Source organism: Streptomyces sp. NPDC043685 (genome assembly GCF_056436585.1).
This window is the reverse complement of the sequence record NZ_JBWKCH010000002.1, coordinates 487708-504268: the sequence shown is the minus strand read 5'-3', so window position 1 is coordinate 504268 and position 16561 is coordinate 487708. Positions and strand designations below refer to the sequence as shown.

At 72.3% G+C, this 16561-nt stretch carries 13 protein-coding genes; 1 reads left to right on the top strand and 12 read right to left on the bottom strand.

The window, feature by feature from the left end; translation table 11 throughout:
* Positions 1-185: 185 nt before the first annotated feature.
* The 12 genes from AC0665_RS07015 to AC0665_RS06960 form a co-directional block, all read right to left on the bottom strand.
* Complete coding sequence (locus AC0665_RS07015; RefSeq protein WP_468409010.1) at positions 186-1682, bottom strand: D-ribitol-5-phosphate cytidylyltransferase; 1497 nt, start codon at positions 1680-1682, stop codon at positions 186-188.
* A 571-nt stretch (positions 1683-2253) separates the two neighbouring features.
* Positions 2254-3804, bottom strand: a complete 1551-nt coding sequence (locus AC0665_RS07010) for an alkaline phosphatase D family protein (protein WP_478704579.1) — start codon at positions 3802-3804, stop codon at positions 2254-2256.
* A 167-nt stretch (positions 3805-3971) separates the two neighbouring features.
* Entirely contained in the window at positions 3972-5465 is a 1494-nt protein-coding gene (locus tag AC0665_RS07005; protein WP_478704578.1) for a VCBS repeat-containing protein, read from the bottom strand.
* Between the two features lie 140 nt (positions 5466-5605).
* Positions 5606-7042 carry a GTPase ObgE gene (gene obgE, locus AC0665_RS07000; protein WP_468633703.1) on the bottom strand — a complete coding sequence of 479 codons (1437 nt, stop codon included), beginning with the start codon at positions 7040-7042 and terminating at the stop codon, positions 5606-5608.
* Between the two features lie 103 nt (positions 7043-7145).
* Positions 7146-7400: a 50S ribosomal protein L27 gene (gene rpmA, locus AC0665_RS06995; RefSeq protein WP_003990207.1), complete on the bottom strand. Its 255-nt coding sequence runs from the start codon at positions 7398-7400 to the stop codon at positions 7146-7148.
* 14 nt (positions 7401-7414) lie between these two features.
* A complete protein-coding gene (gene rplU, locus AC0665_RS06990; protein ID WP_004931419.1) occupies positions 7415-7735 on the bottom strand; it encodes a 50S ribosomal protein L21 in 321 nt (106 codons plus the stop codon).
* 266 nt (positions 7736-8001) lie between these two features.
* Positions 8002-12138, bottom strand: a complete 4137-nt coding sequence (locus tag AC0665_RS06985) for an Rne/Rng family ribonuclease (RefSeq protein WP_478704577.1) — start codon at positions 12136-12138, stop codon at positions 8002-8004.
* Between the two features lie 260 nt (positions 12139-12398).
* On the bottom strand, positions 12399-13181 hold the full coding sequence (locus tag AC0665_RS06980; RefSeq protein WP_468633699.1) for a TIGR03936 family radical SAM-associated protein: 783 nt from the start codon (positions 13179-13181) through the stop codon (positions 12399-12401).
* A gap of 48 nt (positions 13182-13229) precedes the next feature.
* On the bottom strand, positions 13230-14402 hold the full coding sequence (locus AC0665_RS06975; RefSeq protein ID WP_478602303.1) for a hypothetical protein: 1173 nt from the start codon (positions 14400-14402) through the stop codon (positions 13230-13232).
* A gap of 97 nt (positions 14403-14499) precedes the next feature.
* Positions 14500-14967 (bottom strand): GNAT family N-acetyltransferase, encoded by a 468-nt coding sequence (locus AC0665_RS06970; RefSeq protein WP_478602301.1) that lies wholly within the window; start codon positions 14965-14967, stop codon positions 14500-14502.
* Positions 14967-15197, bottom strand: a complete 231-nt coding sequence (locus AC0665_RS06965) for a helix-turn-helix transcriptional regulator (protein ID WP_366052926.1) — start codon at positions 15195-15197, stop codon at positions 14967-14969. The genes AC0665_RS06970 and AC0665_RS06965 overlap by 1 nt, the downstream gene beginning before the upstream one ends.
* A complete protein-coding gene (locus AC0665_RS06960) occupies positions 15197-15694 on the bottom strand; it encodes a DUF2975 domain-containing protein (RefSeq protein WP_468409027.1) in 498 nt (165 codons plus the stop codon). Before AC0665_RS06960 ends, AC0665_RS06965 begins: the two co-directional genes overlap by 1 nt.
* Positions 15695-15863: 169 nt before the next feature.
* Here AC0665_RS06960 and AC0665_RS06955 point away from each other — a divergent pair, with 169 nt between their 5' ends.
* Positions 15864-16553, top strand: coding sequence for a GAF and ANTAR domain-containing protein (locus AC0665_RS06955; RefSeq protein WP_478704576.1), 690 nt, complete (start codon positions 15864-15866; stop codon positions 16551-16553).
* Positions 16554-16561 lie beyond the last annotated feature (8 nt).

The window sequence follows — 16561 nt, the reverse complement described above, 5'->3', positions numbered from 1 at the left end:
GGATATCACGGAGAAACCTGCTCTTGGGAGGGGTGTGCCGGTCTTGGTTCGAGAATGCGGCTGGTCTGTGAATATTCGCGAGACGGTATGGATTCAGGCCCCTGCGAACACTCCTGTCACCGACAAAAGCCGTGAACAGGAGGGCGCAGAGGCCTGAATTACCTGAGTCTATTTGGCGCCAATTATTACACGCCGTCCTGCCGGTCCAGCACCGTGGCCAGGGCCTGCTCGAAGCCGGAGGCCCGGGCCGCGCCGGCCGTCGGGTCCTGCTGGCGGACGTCGATGACGTGGCCGGTCAGCTCGGAGAGCAGCACGTCGAGCGACGTACGGGCCACGGCCTCGGAGGACAGCAGGGAACCCGCGGGCTCCTGGCCGAAGGCCTTGGTGCGCATGGGCGTCGCGGTGCGCTCGGGGTTGATGCAGTTGACGCGGACGCCGTCACCGGCCCACTCGTCGGACAGGGCCTGGGTGAGGTTCACCATGGCGGCCTTGGTGGAGGAGTAGAGGCTGTACTCGGCGCGGCCGCGGGTGTAGCTGCTGGAGGTGTAGAGCAGCAGCTGGCCCTTGGTCTCGGACAGGTACTTGTACGAGGACCGGGCGATCTGCACCGGGGCCAGGTAGTTGACCTTCAGCGCCTCCTCGATGGTGGCGTTGTCGGTCTCGGCGAGCTTGCCTATGCGCAGCACGCCGGCGGTGTTGACGACGTAGTCGATCCGGCCGGTCTCGGCATACGCCTTGGACAGGGCGTCGTCGACCTCCTCCGGGTTCTCCACGTGGGTGCCGGTGGTGGAGCGGCCCAGCGCGTAGACCTTGGCGCCGTAGGACTCGGCGAGCTCGGCGATGTCCTTGCCGATGCCGTAGCTGCCGCCGAAGACGACCATGGTCTTGCCGGTGAGCAGCTCGCGGTAGGCCTCCTCGGAGACCTGCTCGGGCGCGGCCGTGGAGGCGAGCTGGAAGAGCTTGTCGGCGATGAAGACGTCGACGGGCTGGGTGACCTTCATGTTGTACTCGTCACCCGCGACGACATGGATCGGCACGTCGGGCAGGTACTTGAGCACGACGGAGCAGTCGTCGGTGGCCTGGAAGTTGGGGTCGCCGGCGGCGACCTCGTAGGCCCGCTTGATCGTGGACAGCTTGAAGGCCTGCGGCGTCTGGCCGCGGCGCAGCCGGGAGCGGTCCGGGATCTCGGTGATGAACTCGCCGTCCTGGCCGTGCGTGCGCGTGACGATGATGGTGTCGGCGGACGGGATGGCCACGTCGACGGCCTCGTAGCGCTCCAGCGCGGTGACGCAGTCGTCGATGACGCGCTGCGACAGCAGCGGGCGCACGGCGTCGTGGAAGAGGACGTTGGCGTCCTCGCCCTCGGCCAGCCCCTCGCTCAGCGCGGCGATGGCGCGCTCGGTGGTCTCGTTCCTCGTGGAGCCGCCCTCGATGACCTTCGAGACCTTCTTGAAGCCGGCCTTCGCGACGATCTTCTCGATGTCGGGCACGTAACCCGGCGCCATCAGCACGATGATGTCGTCGATCGAGTCGGTGTTCTCGAAGGTGGTCAGCGTGTGCTCGATGACTGCCTTGCCGGCGATCTTCAGCAGCTGCTTGGGGATCGACAGACCCACGCGCTGGCCGGTGCCACCGGCCAGGATCACTGCGGTGGTACGGGGCTTGGCTATGTGCTGGGACACAGGTGACCTACCTTGGGGCGACAGGGAACTTCGAAATGGTCCCACTTGTGGTTACCGCAATGCAAGGTGAGCGACCTCCGCCGCATATGTGCGCGCAACCTGTCATTCACCTCCCCCTCCTGGGGATTGGTGAGACGGCTGTGCGTGCCCCGGGAAATGCGCTGTGAGTAACTGCACAGAAGCTCAGCGGCAGCGGAGACGCTCGGGCAGCGGTGACCACGGACCCTCATGGGTTCCTCGGACGATGTCCCGTGCACGGTACGCGCTTTGACGGTGTGCGGCGCACCACGCCCTGCCCCGCCTCGCCGGGTCCGAGGCCCGTGATGTGCGCATCTTCACGTTCGCGGGGCGCGGGACCGCGGCGTTCTCCAGGGGCCGAGCCGTGAATACGGCGCGCCCCGCCGCGCATTGCCGCGGAATTCCCGGTCAAGATTGCGCAGCATTTCGGTCTCGGCGGGAGCGATACGCCGCGAGATCGGGTCGGACTTCTCACACGCTCACCCGTCCCGGGACGGCGAAGAGCCCGGGACCTGGCCGCGTCCCGGGCTCAAGGGTGCCTCGCGGGCCGGGGTCAGACGACCTCGACGCCCGGCCGGCCGGCCTCGACTCTCAGCCGGGCCAGGGTGCTCGGGGCCGCCGTCGGCCGCCGCACGGTGTCGACCACCCTGACCTGCGCGTCGATGCCGTCGCGGCGGACGTCGAAGAGGTGGTAGCCGCGGTGCGCGTCGAGCAGCTTCCAGTGCGGGTTGTCCGGGCGCCGCGGGTCCCACTCCTTGCGGAAGGCCTCCTGGTCCTGGTCGCCGTTGCTGGAGATGGAGGTGCCGACGAACTCGGCGCCGACGACCTCGGAGTCCGGATCGGCGTAGTCCTCCTTGAGGTCGCTGATCATCGTCAGGTGCCGGTCCCCGGAGAGCACCACGGGGTTGCGGACCTCCCGGAACTTCTCCAGGAACGCGTTGCGTTCGGCCTGGTAGCCGTCCCAGGCGTCGTAGAACCAGAGCTTGCCCTCGCCGACCTTGAGGTCCGTCTCGGCCATCATGATCTGGGAGGCGATGAGGTTCCAGCGGGCGGGCGAGTCCTGGAGCCCGTTCAGCAGCCACCGCTTCTGCCGTGCGCCGAGCATCGTCAGCGACGGATCCTCGGCGCCGGCCTGGCTGGTGGCCTGGTCGCTGCGGTACTGCCGGGTGTCCAGGACGTTGAGCCGGGCCAGGCGGCCGAACTCCAGGCGGCGGTACATCCTGATGTGCGGGCCGTTCGGGACGGCGGTGGCACGGACCGGCATGTGCTCGTAGAACGCCTGGTACGCGGCGGTCAGGCGGGCCACGAAGGCGTCGTGCGGCTGCTTGTCCGGGTCCTGCGGGATCTCGCCGGCGAAGTCGTTGTCCACCTCGTGGTCGTCGAAGGACACCACGAAGGGCGTGTTCGCGTGCATCGCCGCGAGGTGCGGGTCGGTGCGGTACTGGGCGTACCTGTTGCGGTACTGGACGAGGCTGACCGGTTCGCCGGTGCCCTCGTGCCGTCGCAGGGCCGTCGCGGAGGGGGTGGACTCGTAGATGTAGTCGCCGACGAACACCACGACGTCCGGGTCCTGGTCGAGCATGTCCGCGTATGGCGTGAAGTAGCCGTGCTGCCAGTTCTGGCAGGAGGCGAGGGCCAGACGCAGGGAGCCGCCGGAGCGGTGCGGGTGGGGCGCGGTACGGGTGCGGCCGACGGGCGAGAGCTGCCCGCTGGTGCGGAAGCGGTACCAGTAGGTGCGGTCCGCGCGCAGTCCGCGTACGTCCACGTGAACGCTGTGCCCGTACTCGGGCCGGGCCTCGGCGGTGCCCCGGCGCACGACCTTCCCGAACCGGGAGTCCTCCGCGAGCTGCCACTCCACCGGCACGACCCGGTCGGGCATGCCGCCGCCGTTCAGCGGGTCGGGGGCGAGTCTGGTCCACAGCACGATGCCGTCCGGCAGCGGATCGCCCGAGGAGACGCCGAGGCTGAACACACCGTCCGGGAGCGGCGTCTCGGCCGCGCGGGCGGCTGCCGGGAGCCACAGCTGGGCGGAGGCCGCGGCGCCGAGCACCGCGGCACCGGCGGTCAGAAAGCGGCGCCGTTCGGGGGATGCTGCTCCGGTCATCGCTGACTCCCTTACCTCGCTGGCCACTTGGACACGGGGAAGCTTCACGCTCGCGGGCGGTCCGCCCGCTGAACGCCGGGGTGCACGTACATGACAACTAAGCAGACAGAGAGGGACTCGCCGCCAGCCTCGGAACAAGCCGTTGCCGGGGCGAGTCTGACAGGTGATCAGTGAGCGAAGCCGGTGCCCAGCCGTGCGCCTGTGGCGGTCGTGCCGAGCAGGGTGTTGCCGAAGGCCGTGGTGGCGTCCGGGCTCACGACGGTCGTGGGGCCCGACCTGAAGGACCACACCACTCCGGCGTCGCCGTTCTCCCCCGGCGCACCGGCGGCCAGATCGGCCAGGCGGTCCCCGTTCGCGTCCGCGAGGTGCACGGCCCTGCCGAACGCGTCGTTCGTCTCGGCGACGCCCGGCACGTCGGGCGTGTTCTGCGTGACGACCCGGGCGCCCGCGCCGGTGAGGCCGTCCGCCGTGCCGCGCAGCACCACGACCGCGCCCGCACCGGACACCGTGCCCAGGTCCTCGCCGGGCAGGCCGGTCACCACGTCCGGGTGGCCGTCACCGGTGACGTCGGCGATCTGGACGTCCGTCCCGAAGCCGTCGCCCTTCTCCGCGGAGCCGGGCACGCCGGGGCTGTCCTGATTGAGGTGCCTGGCCCGGGTGCCGTCGGCTCCGCCGGCCCCGCCCGGTATCCAGGTGACGCGGCCGCCCCTGGCGGCGGGCGTGTCGAGGTCGCTGTCGTACCCGTCGACGGCCCGGCCGACCACGATGTCGTCGAAGCCGTCCTGGTCGACGTCGCCGACGGCGAGATTCTCACCGCCCTGGAGCCGGTCGCCGTCGGCGTCCTGCACGGTGGTGTACGGGGAGAGTCCCTGCCGGCCGCCCGGCCAGTACACCACCCTGCGGGCGTCGTACTCGTCGCCGTCGTTCTCGGTGGCGGCGACGTCGGTGATCCCGTCGCCGTTGAGGTCACCGGTGGCGAGGTCGAGGACGCGGCTGTCGAACTCGTCCTCGACGATCTGCTCGCCGTGGCCCGTGGCACCGTCCCGGGCGAACGGCCCGTTCAGCACCCGCAGGTTGAACTGGTTCTCCACGGTCACCAGGTCCTCGGCGCCGTCGCCGCCGACGTCCCCCACGGCCAGCCGTCCCTGCCCGCCGAGCCCGTCGTACGCCTTCCCGGTGGCCAGGGCGGCGCCGCCGGCCAGCCCCTTCGGGCCACCCCACACCACCTCGACCAGACCCGACTCGGCGCCGCCGTCGGCGGTGTCCTCGCCGCCCACGCCGACGACCAGGTCCGCGAACCCGTCACGGTCGAGGTCGGCGGTGGTGAGCGCGCTGCCGAACGCGTCGTCCGCCTCGGGGCCGCCGGGCACGCCGGCCGTGCTCTGGGTGAGGACCTGCCGCGTCGTCACGTTCAGCCCGTTCTTCGAGCCGTAGACGACGGCGACGTAGCCGGCGCCCTTCCGGCCGCCGACGCTCGCGCTCGGGGCGGCCACCGCGAGGTCGGCGTAACCGTCTGCGTTGAAGTCGTCATGGAGTCCCGCCGCCGCGGGCCCGGCGACGGGGGCGGCCTGCGCGGCCGTCGGGGTGACGACGGCCGCGACGACGGCGACGGCCGCCGCGGCCGTTCGGCCGAGCCTGCGCTTGCTCAGGGACTGGGACACGAGAACTCCGGTGATTCGCGGGGCGGTTCCGGGGCGGAAAGGAACAAGATCCGTTCCGCCCCGCCCCCTACGACTCACCTGCGGGCGACTTGGTTGCACCGAAGCCCGTTGCGCGTTTGCTCTCCGTTAACTCAAACCGCTCAGAACGGCTCGAAGTCGTCGAACTCCTGCTGCGCATCGTCCCGTTCGGCCTGCCGGTCCCGGCGGCGCTGCGCGGCCGGCCGCGCCTCCTCGAGGCGGTGGTCCTCGCCACGCCGGCCGAGCATCTCGGCCCCGGCCATGACGGACGGCTCCCAGTCGAAGACGACCGCGTTCTCCTCGGGGCCGATGGCGACACCGTCGCCGCTCCGGGCCCCGGCCTTCATCAGCGCCTCCTCGACACCGAGCCGGTTGAGCCGGTCCGCGAGGTAGCCGACGGCCTCGTCGTTGTTGAAGTCGGTCTGCCGCACCCAGCGTTCGGGCTTCTCGCCGCGCACCCGGAACAGGCCGTCGGCCTCCTGCGTCACGGTGAAGCCGGTGTCGTCCACGGCCTTGGGCCGGATCACGATCCGGGTGGCCTCTTCCTTCGGCTTCGCGGCCCGCGACTGCGCCACGAGCTCGGCGAGCGCGTACGACAGCTCCTTCAGGCCCGTGTGCGCCACGGCCGACACCTCGAACACGCGGTAGCCGCGCGCCTCCAGGTCGGGCCGCACCATCTCGGCCAGGTCCTTGCCGTCCGGCACGTCGATCTTGTTCAGGACGACGACCCGCGGCCGCCTGTCCAACCCGCCGTACTGGCGCAGCTCCTCCTCGATGATGTCGAGGTCGGAGACCGGGTCGCGGTCCGATTCCAGCGTGGCGGTGTCCAGGACGTGCACGAGCACGCTGCACCGCTCCACGTGCCGCAGGAACTCCAGGCCCAGGCCCTTGCCCTGGCTCGCCCCGGGGATGAGCCCGGGCACGTCGGCGATCGTGTAGACCGTCGATCCGGCAGTGACGACACCGAGGTTCGGCACGAGCGTGGTGAAGGGGTAGTCGGCGATCTTCGGCTTGGCGGCGCTCAGCACGGAGATCAGCGACGACTTGCCCGCGCTCGGGTACCCCACGAGCGCCACGTCGGCGACGGTCTTCAGCTCCAGGACGACCTCCTGGAGGTCTCCCGGCTCACCGAGCAGCGCGAACCCGGGCGCCTTGCGGCGCGCGGAGGCCAGCGCCGCGTTGCCGAGGCCGCCCCGGCCGCCCTGTGCGGCGACGTAGGAGGTGCCGTGGCCGACCAGGTCGGCGAGGACGTTGCCCGCCTTGTCCAGCACGACCGTGCCGTCCGGCACCGGCAGGACGAGGTCCTGGCCGTCCTTGCCGGAGCGGTTGCCGCCCTCGCCGGGCTTGCCGTTGGTGGCCTTGCGGTGCGGGGAGTGGTGGTAGTCCAGCAGCGTGGTGACCGACTGGTCGACGGTGAGGATCACGTCACCGCCGCGCCCGCCGTTGCCGCCGTCCGGCCCGCCCAGCGGCTTGAACTTCTCACGGTGGACGGAGGCACAGCCGTGGCCTCCGCTACCCGCGGCGACATGCAGCTCGACGCGGTCCACGAAGGTGGTCATGGGATGTGCCTCCAGTTACTACGGGAATGTCTCTTGGGTAACACGCGAAAGGCGGACCCGCTTCCCCTGGGGGAAGTGAGGTCCGCCTCGCGAAAGCTTCCGATCAGGCGACCGGAACGATGTTCACGACCTTACGGCCACGGTGGGTGCCGAACTGCACCGAACCGGCCTCCAGGGCGAACAGCGTGTCGTCGCCGCCGCGGCCGACACCGGCGCCCGGGTGGAAGTGGGTGCCACGCTGGCGGACCAGGATCTCACCCGCGTTGACGACCTGACCGCCGAAGCGCTTCACGCCGAGGCGCTGAGCGTTGGAGTCACGACCGTTACGGGTGGACGATGCGCCCTTCTTGTGTGCCATCTCTCCTCAGTCCCTTACTTCGCAGCCGCGGGGATCTCAGTGACCTTGATCGCCGTGTACTGCTGGCGGTGGCCCTGACGCCGGCGGTAACCGGTCTTGTTCTTGTAGCGCAGAATGTCGATCTTCTGGCCCTTGTGGTGGTCCACGACCTCGGCCTGGACCTTGATGCCGGCCAGCACCCACGGGTCGCTGGTCACGGCGTCGCCGTCGACAACGAGCAGGGTCGAGAGCTCGACCGTGTCGCCAACCTTGGCAGTGGAAATCTTGTCAACCTCAACGATGTCGCCGACAGCAACCTTGTGCTGGCGACCACCGCTGCGCACGATGGCGTACACGCGGACTCACTCTCTCGCTCGGGAAACGGCACCCCCGCAGGCCAGCCGCCCGAATCAGCGAGCGGCCTCTCCTGGGCGCCCGGCGCCCGGAGGGTGAGGTTTACGGGGATGTGACGTGTCAGTCGACACGCCGACGGTCAAGGTTACGGGGCCGCGGCCGAAGGGGTCAAACCGAGCCGGGCCCGCCACCTGTGCGACCGGTCACGCCGGTCGCGTCCCCGGGGCGTACGCGGTGTCCGCGTACGCCCCGGGGACGTCGAGGCCGGTCAGCCCTCGTCGGTGGAGGCCGAGACGGCCGACGTCGAGGACGCCGACTGCTCCGCCGCCACGGTCTTCTTCGACGCGGTCTTCTTGGCGGTGGTCTTGGTGGTCTTCGCCGCCTTCTTGGCCGTCGTCGTCTTCTTGGCGGCGGTCTTCTTCGCCGTCGTCTTCTTGGTGGTCGCGGCCTTCTTCGCCGTGGCCTTCTTCGCCGTCTTGCGGGCCGTCTTCTTGGCGGGGGCCGACTCCTCGGCGGCCTCCTCCGTGACGACGCCGTCGGACGCGGGCGCCTGCGCGGCCTCCACCGGCACGGCCTCCTCGGAGACCGTCCCGGGCGCGGCCGACGGGACGACCACGACGGCCGTCTCCTCGGACGCCGTGGACACCGTGGGCTTGCGCACGGCCCGGCGCCTCGGACGGGCCGGGGCGGCGCTCTCGGCGGGTGCCTCGGCGGCCGGCTCGGCCTGTGCGGCCGGCTCGGGCATCACGGGGGACTCGGACACCGCGGGCGCGGTCTCGGCGACCGTCACCACCGCCGCCTCGGCACCCGCCGGGGAACCGGCAGGAGCGGACGCCTTGCGGGTGGCCCGCCGCCGGGTACGGCCCTTCGGCGCGGCCTCCTCGGCCGGAGCGGCCGGCGCGCTCGGAGCGGCCTGCGCCGCCTCGACCACCGGGTCCTCCACGGCCATCGGCTCGGCCTGCGCCTCGGCGGCCGGTTCCGGCTGCACCGGACGGGCGACCTCCTGCTCGGCGGTCACGTCCTGGGCCGTCGGCACCTCGGCCTCGGCCTGCTCGGCCCTGCCCCTGCCGCGCCGGGTCCGGTCCCTGCCCTGCTCGGCCTTGGGCTCGTCGGCCTCACCGCGCGGGGAGCCCGCCGGAGCCGACGCCCGCCGGCTCGTCCGGCGACGGGAGCGCCCGCGGCCGGCCGCTGCCTCCGCCTCGGCGGCGCTGCTGTACAGCTCCTCGTCCGGCTCGAAGGACGGCTCGGGCAGCGCGATCGGCTCGGCGACCTCGGCTCCGACCTCGGCCTCGGTCTCGGCCTCCTCCTCGGCGGTCTCGACGGCGGCCTCGTGGAGGTGCGGCTGCTCGGCGGCACCGGCACGCGCGCGCTTCTTGCGCTTGCCGCCGCCACCGGGGGCCGTCGGCTGCTCCATGTGCACGATGACACCGCGCCCGTTGCAGTGGACGCAGGTCTCGGAGAAGGACTCCAGCAGCCCCTGCCCGACCCGCTTGCGGGTCATCTGCACGAGCCCCAGCGAGGTCACCTCGGCGACCTGGTGCTTGGTACGGTCCCGGCCCAGGCACTCCAGCAGGCGCCGCAGCACCAGGTCCCGGTTGGACTCCAGCACCATGTCGATGAAGTCGATGACGATGATGCCGCCGAGGTCGCGCAGCCGCAGCTGGCGCACGATCTCCTCGGCCGCCTCCAGGTTGTTCCTGGTGACGGTCTCCTCGAGGTTGCCGCCCTGGCCGGTGAACTTGCCGGTGTTGACGTCGACGACGACCATCGCCTCGGTCCGGTCGATCACCAGCGAGCCGCCGCTGGGCAGCCACACCTTGCGGTCGAGGGCCTTGGCGAGCTGCTCGTCGATCCGGTAGGTGGCGAAGACGTCGACCTCGGAGGTCCACTTCGACAGCCGCTCGGCCAGGTCCGGCGCGACGTGCGACACGTATCCGTGGATCGTCGACCAGGCCTCGTCACCGCTGACGACGACCTTGGAGAAGTCCTCGTTGAAGATGTCGCGCACGACCCGGACGGTCATGTCCGGCTCGCCGTACAGCAGCGTCGGAGCGTTGCCGCTCTTGGCCTTCTTCTGGATGTCCTCCCACTGCTGCTGCAACCGCTCGACGTCCCGGCGCAGCTCGTCCTCGCTCGCGCCCTCGGCGGCGGTGCGCACGATGACGCCCGCGTCCTCGGGGACGATCTTCTTGAGGATCGTCTTCAGCCGGGCCCGCTCGGTGTCGGGCAGCTTGCGGCTGATGCCGGTCATGGAGCCCTCGGGCACGTACACGAGGTAGCGGCCCGGCAGGGAGACCTGGCTGGTCAGACGGGCGCCCTTGTGCCCGATGGGGTCCTTCGTGACCTGCACGAGCACGGACTGCCCGGACTTCAGGGCGGACTCGATGCGGCGCGGCCCGTTGGCCATGCCGAGCGCCTCGAAGTTGACCTCACCGGCGTACAGCACGGCGTTGCGGCCCTTGCCGATGTCGATGAAGGCGGCCTCCATCGACGGCAGTACGTTCTGCACCTTGCCGAGGTAGACGTTGCCGACGTACGAGGTCGACTGCTCCTTGTTGACGTAGTGCTCGACGAGCACGCCGTCCTCCAGGACGCCGATCTGCGTACGGTCGCCGTGCTGGCGGACGACCATCACGCGCTCGACGGCCTCGCGGCGGGCCAGGAACTCGGCCTCGGTGATGATCGGCACGCGCCGGCGGCCCTGCTCGCGGCCTTCGCGGCGGCGCTGCTTCTTGGCCTCCAGACGGGTCGAGCCCTTGATGGACTGCACCTCGTCGGACGGCTCGGCCTTGGGGCGGGGCTCGCGGACCTTGACGACCGTGCGCTCGGGGTCGTCGTCGGAGGGCTCGGCCTCGGTGCCGGAGTCACCGGCACGGCGACGGCGGCGACGGCGCCGGCGGCTGCTGCTGGAGCCGCCCCCGGACTCGTCGCGGTCGGTGGCGTCCTCGGAGTCCTCGTCGTCCTCCTCGGCGCCGTCCTCGGTGTCCTGCGCGTCGCTCGGCTCGGACTCGGTGTCCTCGCCGCCCTCGCCGTCGGACTCGGCCGACTCGCCACGCCTGCGGCGGCGGCCGCCCCGGCGACGGCGGCGGCGCGAGCCGCTGCCGTCGGACTCGTCCTGGTCGTCGCCGTCGGCCTGGTCCTCGGCGGACTCGTCGGCGTCCTCGGCCTCGTCGGCGGGGGTGTCATCGGCGGCCTCGGGGGCCGGGGCCTCGGGCTCGTCGCTCGCTCCGCGGCGCCGGCGACGGCGGCGCGAACCGGCGGCCGGCTCCTCGCGCTGGACCTCGATCGGCGCGGGCTCCTCGGTCTCCTCCGGCTCCTGCGGCTCCACCGTTCCCACGGCCTCGGCGGCAGCCGCGGCGGCGGCGCGCTCCGGCGTCTGGAACTGGGGCTCGGTGAAGACCGGCGCCTGGAACAGCGCGACGGCGGGCCGCCTCGGGCGCGACGGCGGCTCGCTGTCGCCGTCGGCCTCGCTCGCGGACCGGGCGGCGGCCTTGGAGGCCCGCGTGCCCTTGGCGGGCTGGGCGGGCTCGGCGAAGCCGCCGGCGGCTCGGCGCACGACCCGGCGACGGCGCCGCGGACCGGCCTCTTCGGCCGGTTCGGCGGCCTCGTCGGCGGGCGCGGTCTCGACGGCGGGGGCCTCGGAAGCGGCGGCTTCGGGCGCGCGGGCGGGCTCGGCCGCGGGGTTCTCGGTCACGGGTGCCTTCGCCTCCTCGGCGTTGCCCTCGGCCGCGTCCACGGCGGAAGGCGCCCCGGCGGGCGCGGACGCCCGTCGTGAGGCACGTCGGCGAGTCCGACGCGGAGCGGCCTCTTCGGCGGCCTCGGCGCTCTCGGTGGCGGCGTCGGTCACGGCCGCCGGCTCCGGGTCGCGGGCCTCGGCGGGTGCGGCGGGCGCCTCGGCAGCCTCGGCCGAAGCCTCGACGGGCGAGGTGACGGTGCGGGTGGCGCGGCGCCGGGTGCGCTTGGGGACGGCGGCCTCGGCCGGCTCGGCGGGAGCGGCCGTATCGGTCGCCTCGGAGGCGGCGGGGTCGGCTGTGGTCGCCGGGACCACGGTCTCGGCGGCCTCGGCGGCCGCCGGAGCGCCGGCCGGCGCGGAAGCGCGGCGCACGGCGCGACGCCGCGGGCGCCCGGCGGGCGCGGCGTCCGCGTCGCTCTCCACGGCCTCGGGGGTCCGGGCGGTGGCTTCCTGGGCCTCGTCGGCCGCCGCGGTGTCAGCCGCGAGTTCGTCCGCATCGGCGGCCGGTATGGCCGGCGCGACGGTCTCCGCCGGCGCGTCCGGGGAGGCACCGGCGGGCGGGCCCGCCGGGCGGGACGCGGCACGGCGCCGTCGGCGCGGCGGCAGCGTGTCGCTGGGGGTGTTCTGTTCGGAGCCCGTGGAGGACTCTGTGGGTTCGGTCGGTTCGAGCATGCGGGCGTGTCTCCCGTCAGGCTCCCGGGCGCCGCGCCTGGTCCGGCGATGCCGGTGACGTCCGCGGCGCGCGCTGTGCGCGTTCGCCGCCGTCCGGGGCGCGGGCGCCGCACGGGAGCTCTCTGTGTCCTGTCTCGCCGGTTCCGTACACCGAATGCGCACGGCCTGGCGAAAGTCTTCTGGTCGGTGCGCTGCCCGACCCAGGTGGCTCCCGAGTCCGAGGGCGGCGCTACGACGTCCGTCCCTTCGCGGGACCTTCCTTACGCCGGCGCCGTCGCGGTGGCAGTCGGTTCGGCCGTTGTGTCGGCCTCGGCTGCCTCGCGGTCGGGCGCGAGCGGGTCGGTCACCGTGCCGGTCTCTTCATCGAACAGCCCCTGCGCCAGCCTGGTCACCGCTGCGGGGACCGGCGGCGCCAGGTCGGCCACGGCGCGGAGACCGGACAGGACGTCGTCGGGTCGTACGGCAGGCGTCACGTGCCGAACAACCAGCCGCAGTATCGCACAGGGCTGGTCGGTCGGCCTATCAGCCTGCGAACTGTGCGTTTCCTCGAGGCCGCGAACCTCCAGGCTCGCGACGGCGGAGCGGGCGTCGAACGTGCGTATGCCGTTCTTGGCGAGGCGCTGGACCTCGACGGTCTCGGCCGCGTCGAAGGCGTCCGCCGCGCGGCGGGCCTCCTCCTGCGGCACCCCGTCCAGCCGGAGCTCCCAGACGGAAGCCGTCAGCCGGTCGGCGAGTCCCGAGGTGCGGGCCTCGACCGCCTCGATGATGTCGAGCCCGGTGGGCAGCGACTCGTCGAGGAGGGCCCTGAGCTGCTCCGGGTCGCGCGGCGCGGTGAGCGCGATCTCCAGGTATTCCGCCTCACTGCCCGTGCCGGTGGGTGCGGCATTGGCGTACGACACCTTCGGGTGCGGTGTGAAGCCTGCCGAGTAGGCCATCGGCACCTCGGCACGGCGCAACGCACGCTCGAAGGCGCGCTGGAAGTCACGGTGGCTGGTGAACCGGAGGCGGCCGCGCTTGGTGTAACGCAGTCGGATGCGCTGCACCGCGGGTGCGGGCGGCGGGCCTTCGGGCTGTCGCTTGCCCAGTGTCGTTCAGTCCTTCGTGAGAGCGGTCGTACTGCTACCAAGAGTACGTGCCTCGTGCCGCGATGGTTCCCTCCGGTCGACCGGCCGGGGCTGTCGCGGCTCGCCGAAGAGCATCCGCCGGACGTCGGCACGGGCCTGCCGCACGGACTCGCGCGCGGCGGCCAGGGCCTGCCGGGCGGCCCGCCCCGCGACGCGCGCGGCTTCGGCGGCGGGGCGCAGCACGGTGTCCCGCACGGCGTGGCCGACGGGCGTCAGCACCGTGCGGTACACCCAGCGGACCGGTTCGACGAAGATCCACCGCAGGAGGGTGCCGAGGAAGCGCCCGACCACGAGCGAGAGGTGCCCGGCGACACGCCAGGCGTGGCCGAGGGCGTCCCACACCTCCCGGCCGATGACGGCGAGCACGCGTCCGACGGGGGTCAGGACCCAGCGCCAGAGGGCGAGCGCGGGCAGGACCAGCAGGAGGCGGGCGGTCCAGTAGAGGCCCGTGCCGATGGCCGTGACCACCGTGCTCACCAGCCACACGAGCCCCTTGGCGCACCAGGCGACCGCGCGGCCGACGGGTGTGAGCACCCAGGTGTACAGCCAGAGGGCGGGGACGACGGCGAGGTACCTCACGAGCCACGCCACCACCGTCCAGACGCCGATGCCGAGCGCGGCGAGACCGCCACCCAGCCCCTTCAGAACCCACCTCAGCGCGTGCCCGAGGGGCGTGAGCAGGCTCGCGTACACCCAGCCGAGCGCGGCGCCGAGGCTCCGGGCGGCCCATGCGATCGCGTGCCCCACGGGGGTCAGCACACACCGGTGGAGCCACAGCAGCGGCACGACGACGAGGACCTGGCCGAGCCATCCGAGGGCCTTGCCCACCGGGACGACGACGTAGCGCCACAGCCCGACGAACGGCCAGACGAACACCGCCCGGGCGAGCCACAGCAGGGCGCGGCCGAGCGGCCGGAGCAGCGCGTCGTTCAGGAACCGCCCGGTCACGACGAGCGCGTCCCACAGCATCCGCACGGGGACGACGAGCACGAGCACGATGATCCGCACGGGGATCCGGATCGCGACGGCGAGGCATCCCCCGGGCGCCTCGGGCTCCCGTGGGACAGGCGGCTCGGCCCGCCGCGGGTACTGATCGGCCCGCGTGCCGGAACTCTCGCGGGGGTGCTTCTCCAGATCCATACCGTCGTAGACGCCTCAGCGCCCCGTCCGGATGCAGCCCCGCACAGTCCCGCCCCGTTCTCCCGCACTTCTCCGCTCGGCCGCGTGATCATACGGCTCACACGCGCGTGACCTGCGCCTGGAGCAGCCGGGGCGACCCCTGGAAGCCGCTGCGGGCGTACGCGGGGACGGCACGCGGGCTGGAGTGCACGGTCACCCGTTCCAGACCCAGCTCGCGGGCTCCCTCCAGGACGGCCCGGATGAGCCGCCCGCCCAGGCCACCGTCGCGCGCCTCGGGTACGACGTACACGCACTGCAGGTCACCGGAGGCGCGCCGCGGCGCCCGGGGCGTGGGCACCCGCTGCACCACCGCGAGCCAGGCCATGCCGATGACCCGCTCGTCGCGGACGAGGACCATGCAGCGGTGGGATCCGGCGTTCTCCTGTGCCCAGGTGACGAAGTGCCGTGAGAAGGCCTCGCGTTCGCCGGCGTCCTCGGAGCCGTTCTCGACGAGCCACTGCCACCGCAGGGCGGCCACGGCGGTCAGTTCGGCCGGGCGGGCCGGGCGGATGCTGACGTTGTCCATCAGGGCATTGTCGCGTCCGGCGCCCCGTCGGACTCCCAGCGCAGCAGATCCCCCGGCTGGCACTCCAGCACCTCGCACAGCGCGGCGAGGGTGGAGAAGCGGACCGCCTTGGCTCGGCCGTTCTTGAGGACCGCCAGGTTGGCGGGGGTGATGCCGACGCGTTCCGCCAGTTCCCCCACGGACATCTTCCGTTTGGCCAGCATCACGTCGATGTCGACGGCGATCGGCATCAGATGACCTCTTCCAGCTCGGCCCGCATCCGGGCCGCCTCGATGTCGCGTGCCACGGCCTGCGCCAGCAGCATCCGCAGCACGAGCACGACCAGCGCGACGCCCAGCACGGCCACGACGACCCCGCACAGCAGCAGGACCACCCCCGGGGCCACGGCCTCGCCCGGCGCGAGCACGACCGCGAGCGCGAAGACCAGCAGGGCGGCCGCCACGAACGCGCCGATCACGATGTGCACGTAGCGGAAGGCGGCGGTGGAGAACACCGTCCCGCGGCGAACCATCGTCACCAGCCGCCACACGCACACCACGACGACCTGGGCGGTCCCGACGCCGAGGACGATGATCACGAGGATCGGGGTGCGCAGATACGCGTACTCCGGTTTGAGGCCGTTCATGTCGACGGCCAGCAGCGGCACCATCACCCCCTGGACGAACAACGACCCCGCGAGCAGCACCACGAGCACCCCACGCAAAGCCCCCACGGCCAGCTTCCCCATCACCACTCCTTCGATCGAGTCACGATGGAAATCTATCGAATCTCGATAGATACCACAAGGGCGTGGCTCACCTGGCCGAAGCCCGCGATGTGAGGAGACCCGGGGTGTGCGACCCGTGGCACCGTGGCAGAAGGAACCCATGCCCGGCCGCCGACCGAGGAGGACGACAGTGGACTGGCGCGTGTTCGCACAGGAGATGGCCTCCATGGCGCGTGCCCTGCTCGCCCAGGAGTCGGTCGGTGCCACGCTCGAGCACATCACCCGGGCCGCCACGGAGCACGTGGCCGGGTGCGACGCGGCCGGCATCCTCCTGCTCCACGGCACCCGCGTGGAGACCCTGGCACCCACCCACGACCTGGTCGTCGAGAGCGACCGGCTCCAGGAGCGCCTCGGGGAGGGCCCCTGCTTCGACGCGGCCCGCTCCGGTACAGCGGAGCGCGTGTTCCGCATCGCCGACTTCGGCGCCGAGCAGCCCCGCTGGCCCGCGTACGCCCGCGAGGCGCAGGACCTGGGCGTGGGCAGCATGATGGGCTTCCTGCTGTACACCGAGGACGAGGATCTGGGCGCGCTCGACCTCTACTCGCGCCACCCGGGGTCCTTCACCGAGGACAGCGAGACCGCCGGCTGGCTGCTGGCCTCGCACGCGGCGGTCGCCTTCTCCAGCGCCCGCAGCCACGCCCAGATGCAGCAGGCCATGAGCACGCGCCACGTCATCGGCGAGGCCATGGGCATCCTCATGGGCGGCCACCGCCTCACCGAGGAGCAGGCCTTCGACGTGCTGCGCCGCTACTCGCAGGAGAACAACGTCAAGCTCCGCGAGGTGGCCCGGCGGGTCTGCGAGGAGGGCCGCCTGATCTGACGGCTCCC

Excerpts from the sequence above, each read along its gene's own strand:
- AC0665_RS07010 (WP_478704579.1), bottom strand. The coding sequence starts at position 3,804 with ATGACCGGAGCAGCATCCCCCGAACGGCGCCGCTTTCTGACCGCCGGT.
- obgE (WP_468633703.1), bottom strand. The coding sequence starts at position 7,042 with ATGACCACCTTCGTGGACCGCGTCGAGCTGCATGTCGCCGCGGGTAGC.
- rpmA (WP_003990207.1), bottom strand. The coding sequence starts at position 7,400 with ATGGCACACAAGAAGGGCGCATCGTCCACCCGTAACGGTCGTGACTCC.
- AC0665_RS06985 (WP_478704577.1), bottom strand. The coding sequence starts at position 12,138 with ATGCTCGAACCGACCGAACCCACAGAGTCCTCCACGGGCTCCGAACAG.
- AC0665_RS06975 (WP_478602303.1), bottom strand. The coding sequence starts at position 14,402 with ATGGATCTGGAGAAGCACCCCCGCGAGAGTTCCGGCACGCGGGCCGAT.
- AC0665_RS06970 (WP_478602301.1), bottom strand. The coding sequence starts at position 14,967 with ATGGACAACGTCAGCATCCGCCCGGCCCGCCCGGCCGAACTGACCGCC.
- AC0665_RS06965 (WP_366052926.1), bottom strand. The coding sequence starts at position 15,197 with ATGCCGATCGCCGTCGACATCGACGTGATGCTGGCCAAACGGAAGATG.
- AC0665_RS06960 (WP_468409027.1), bottom strand. The coding sequence starts at position 15,694 with ATGGGGAAGCTGGCCGTGGGGGCTTTGCGTGGGGTGCTCGTGGTGCTG.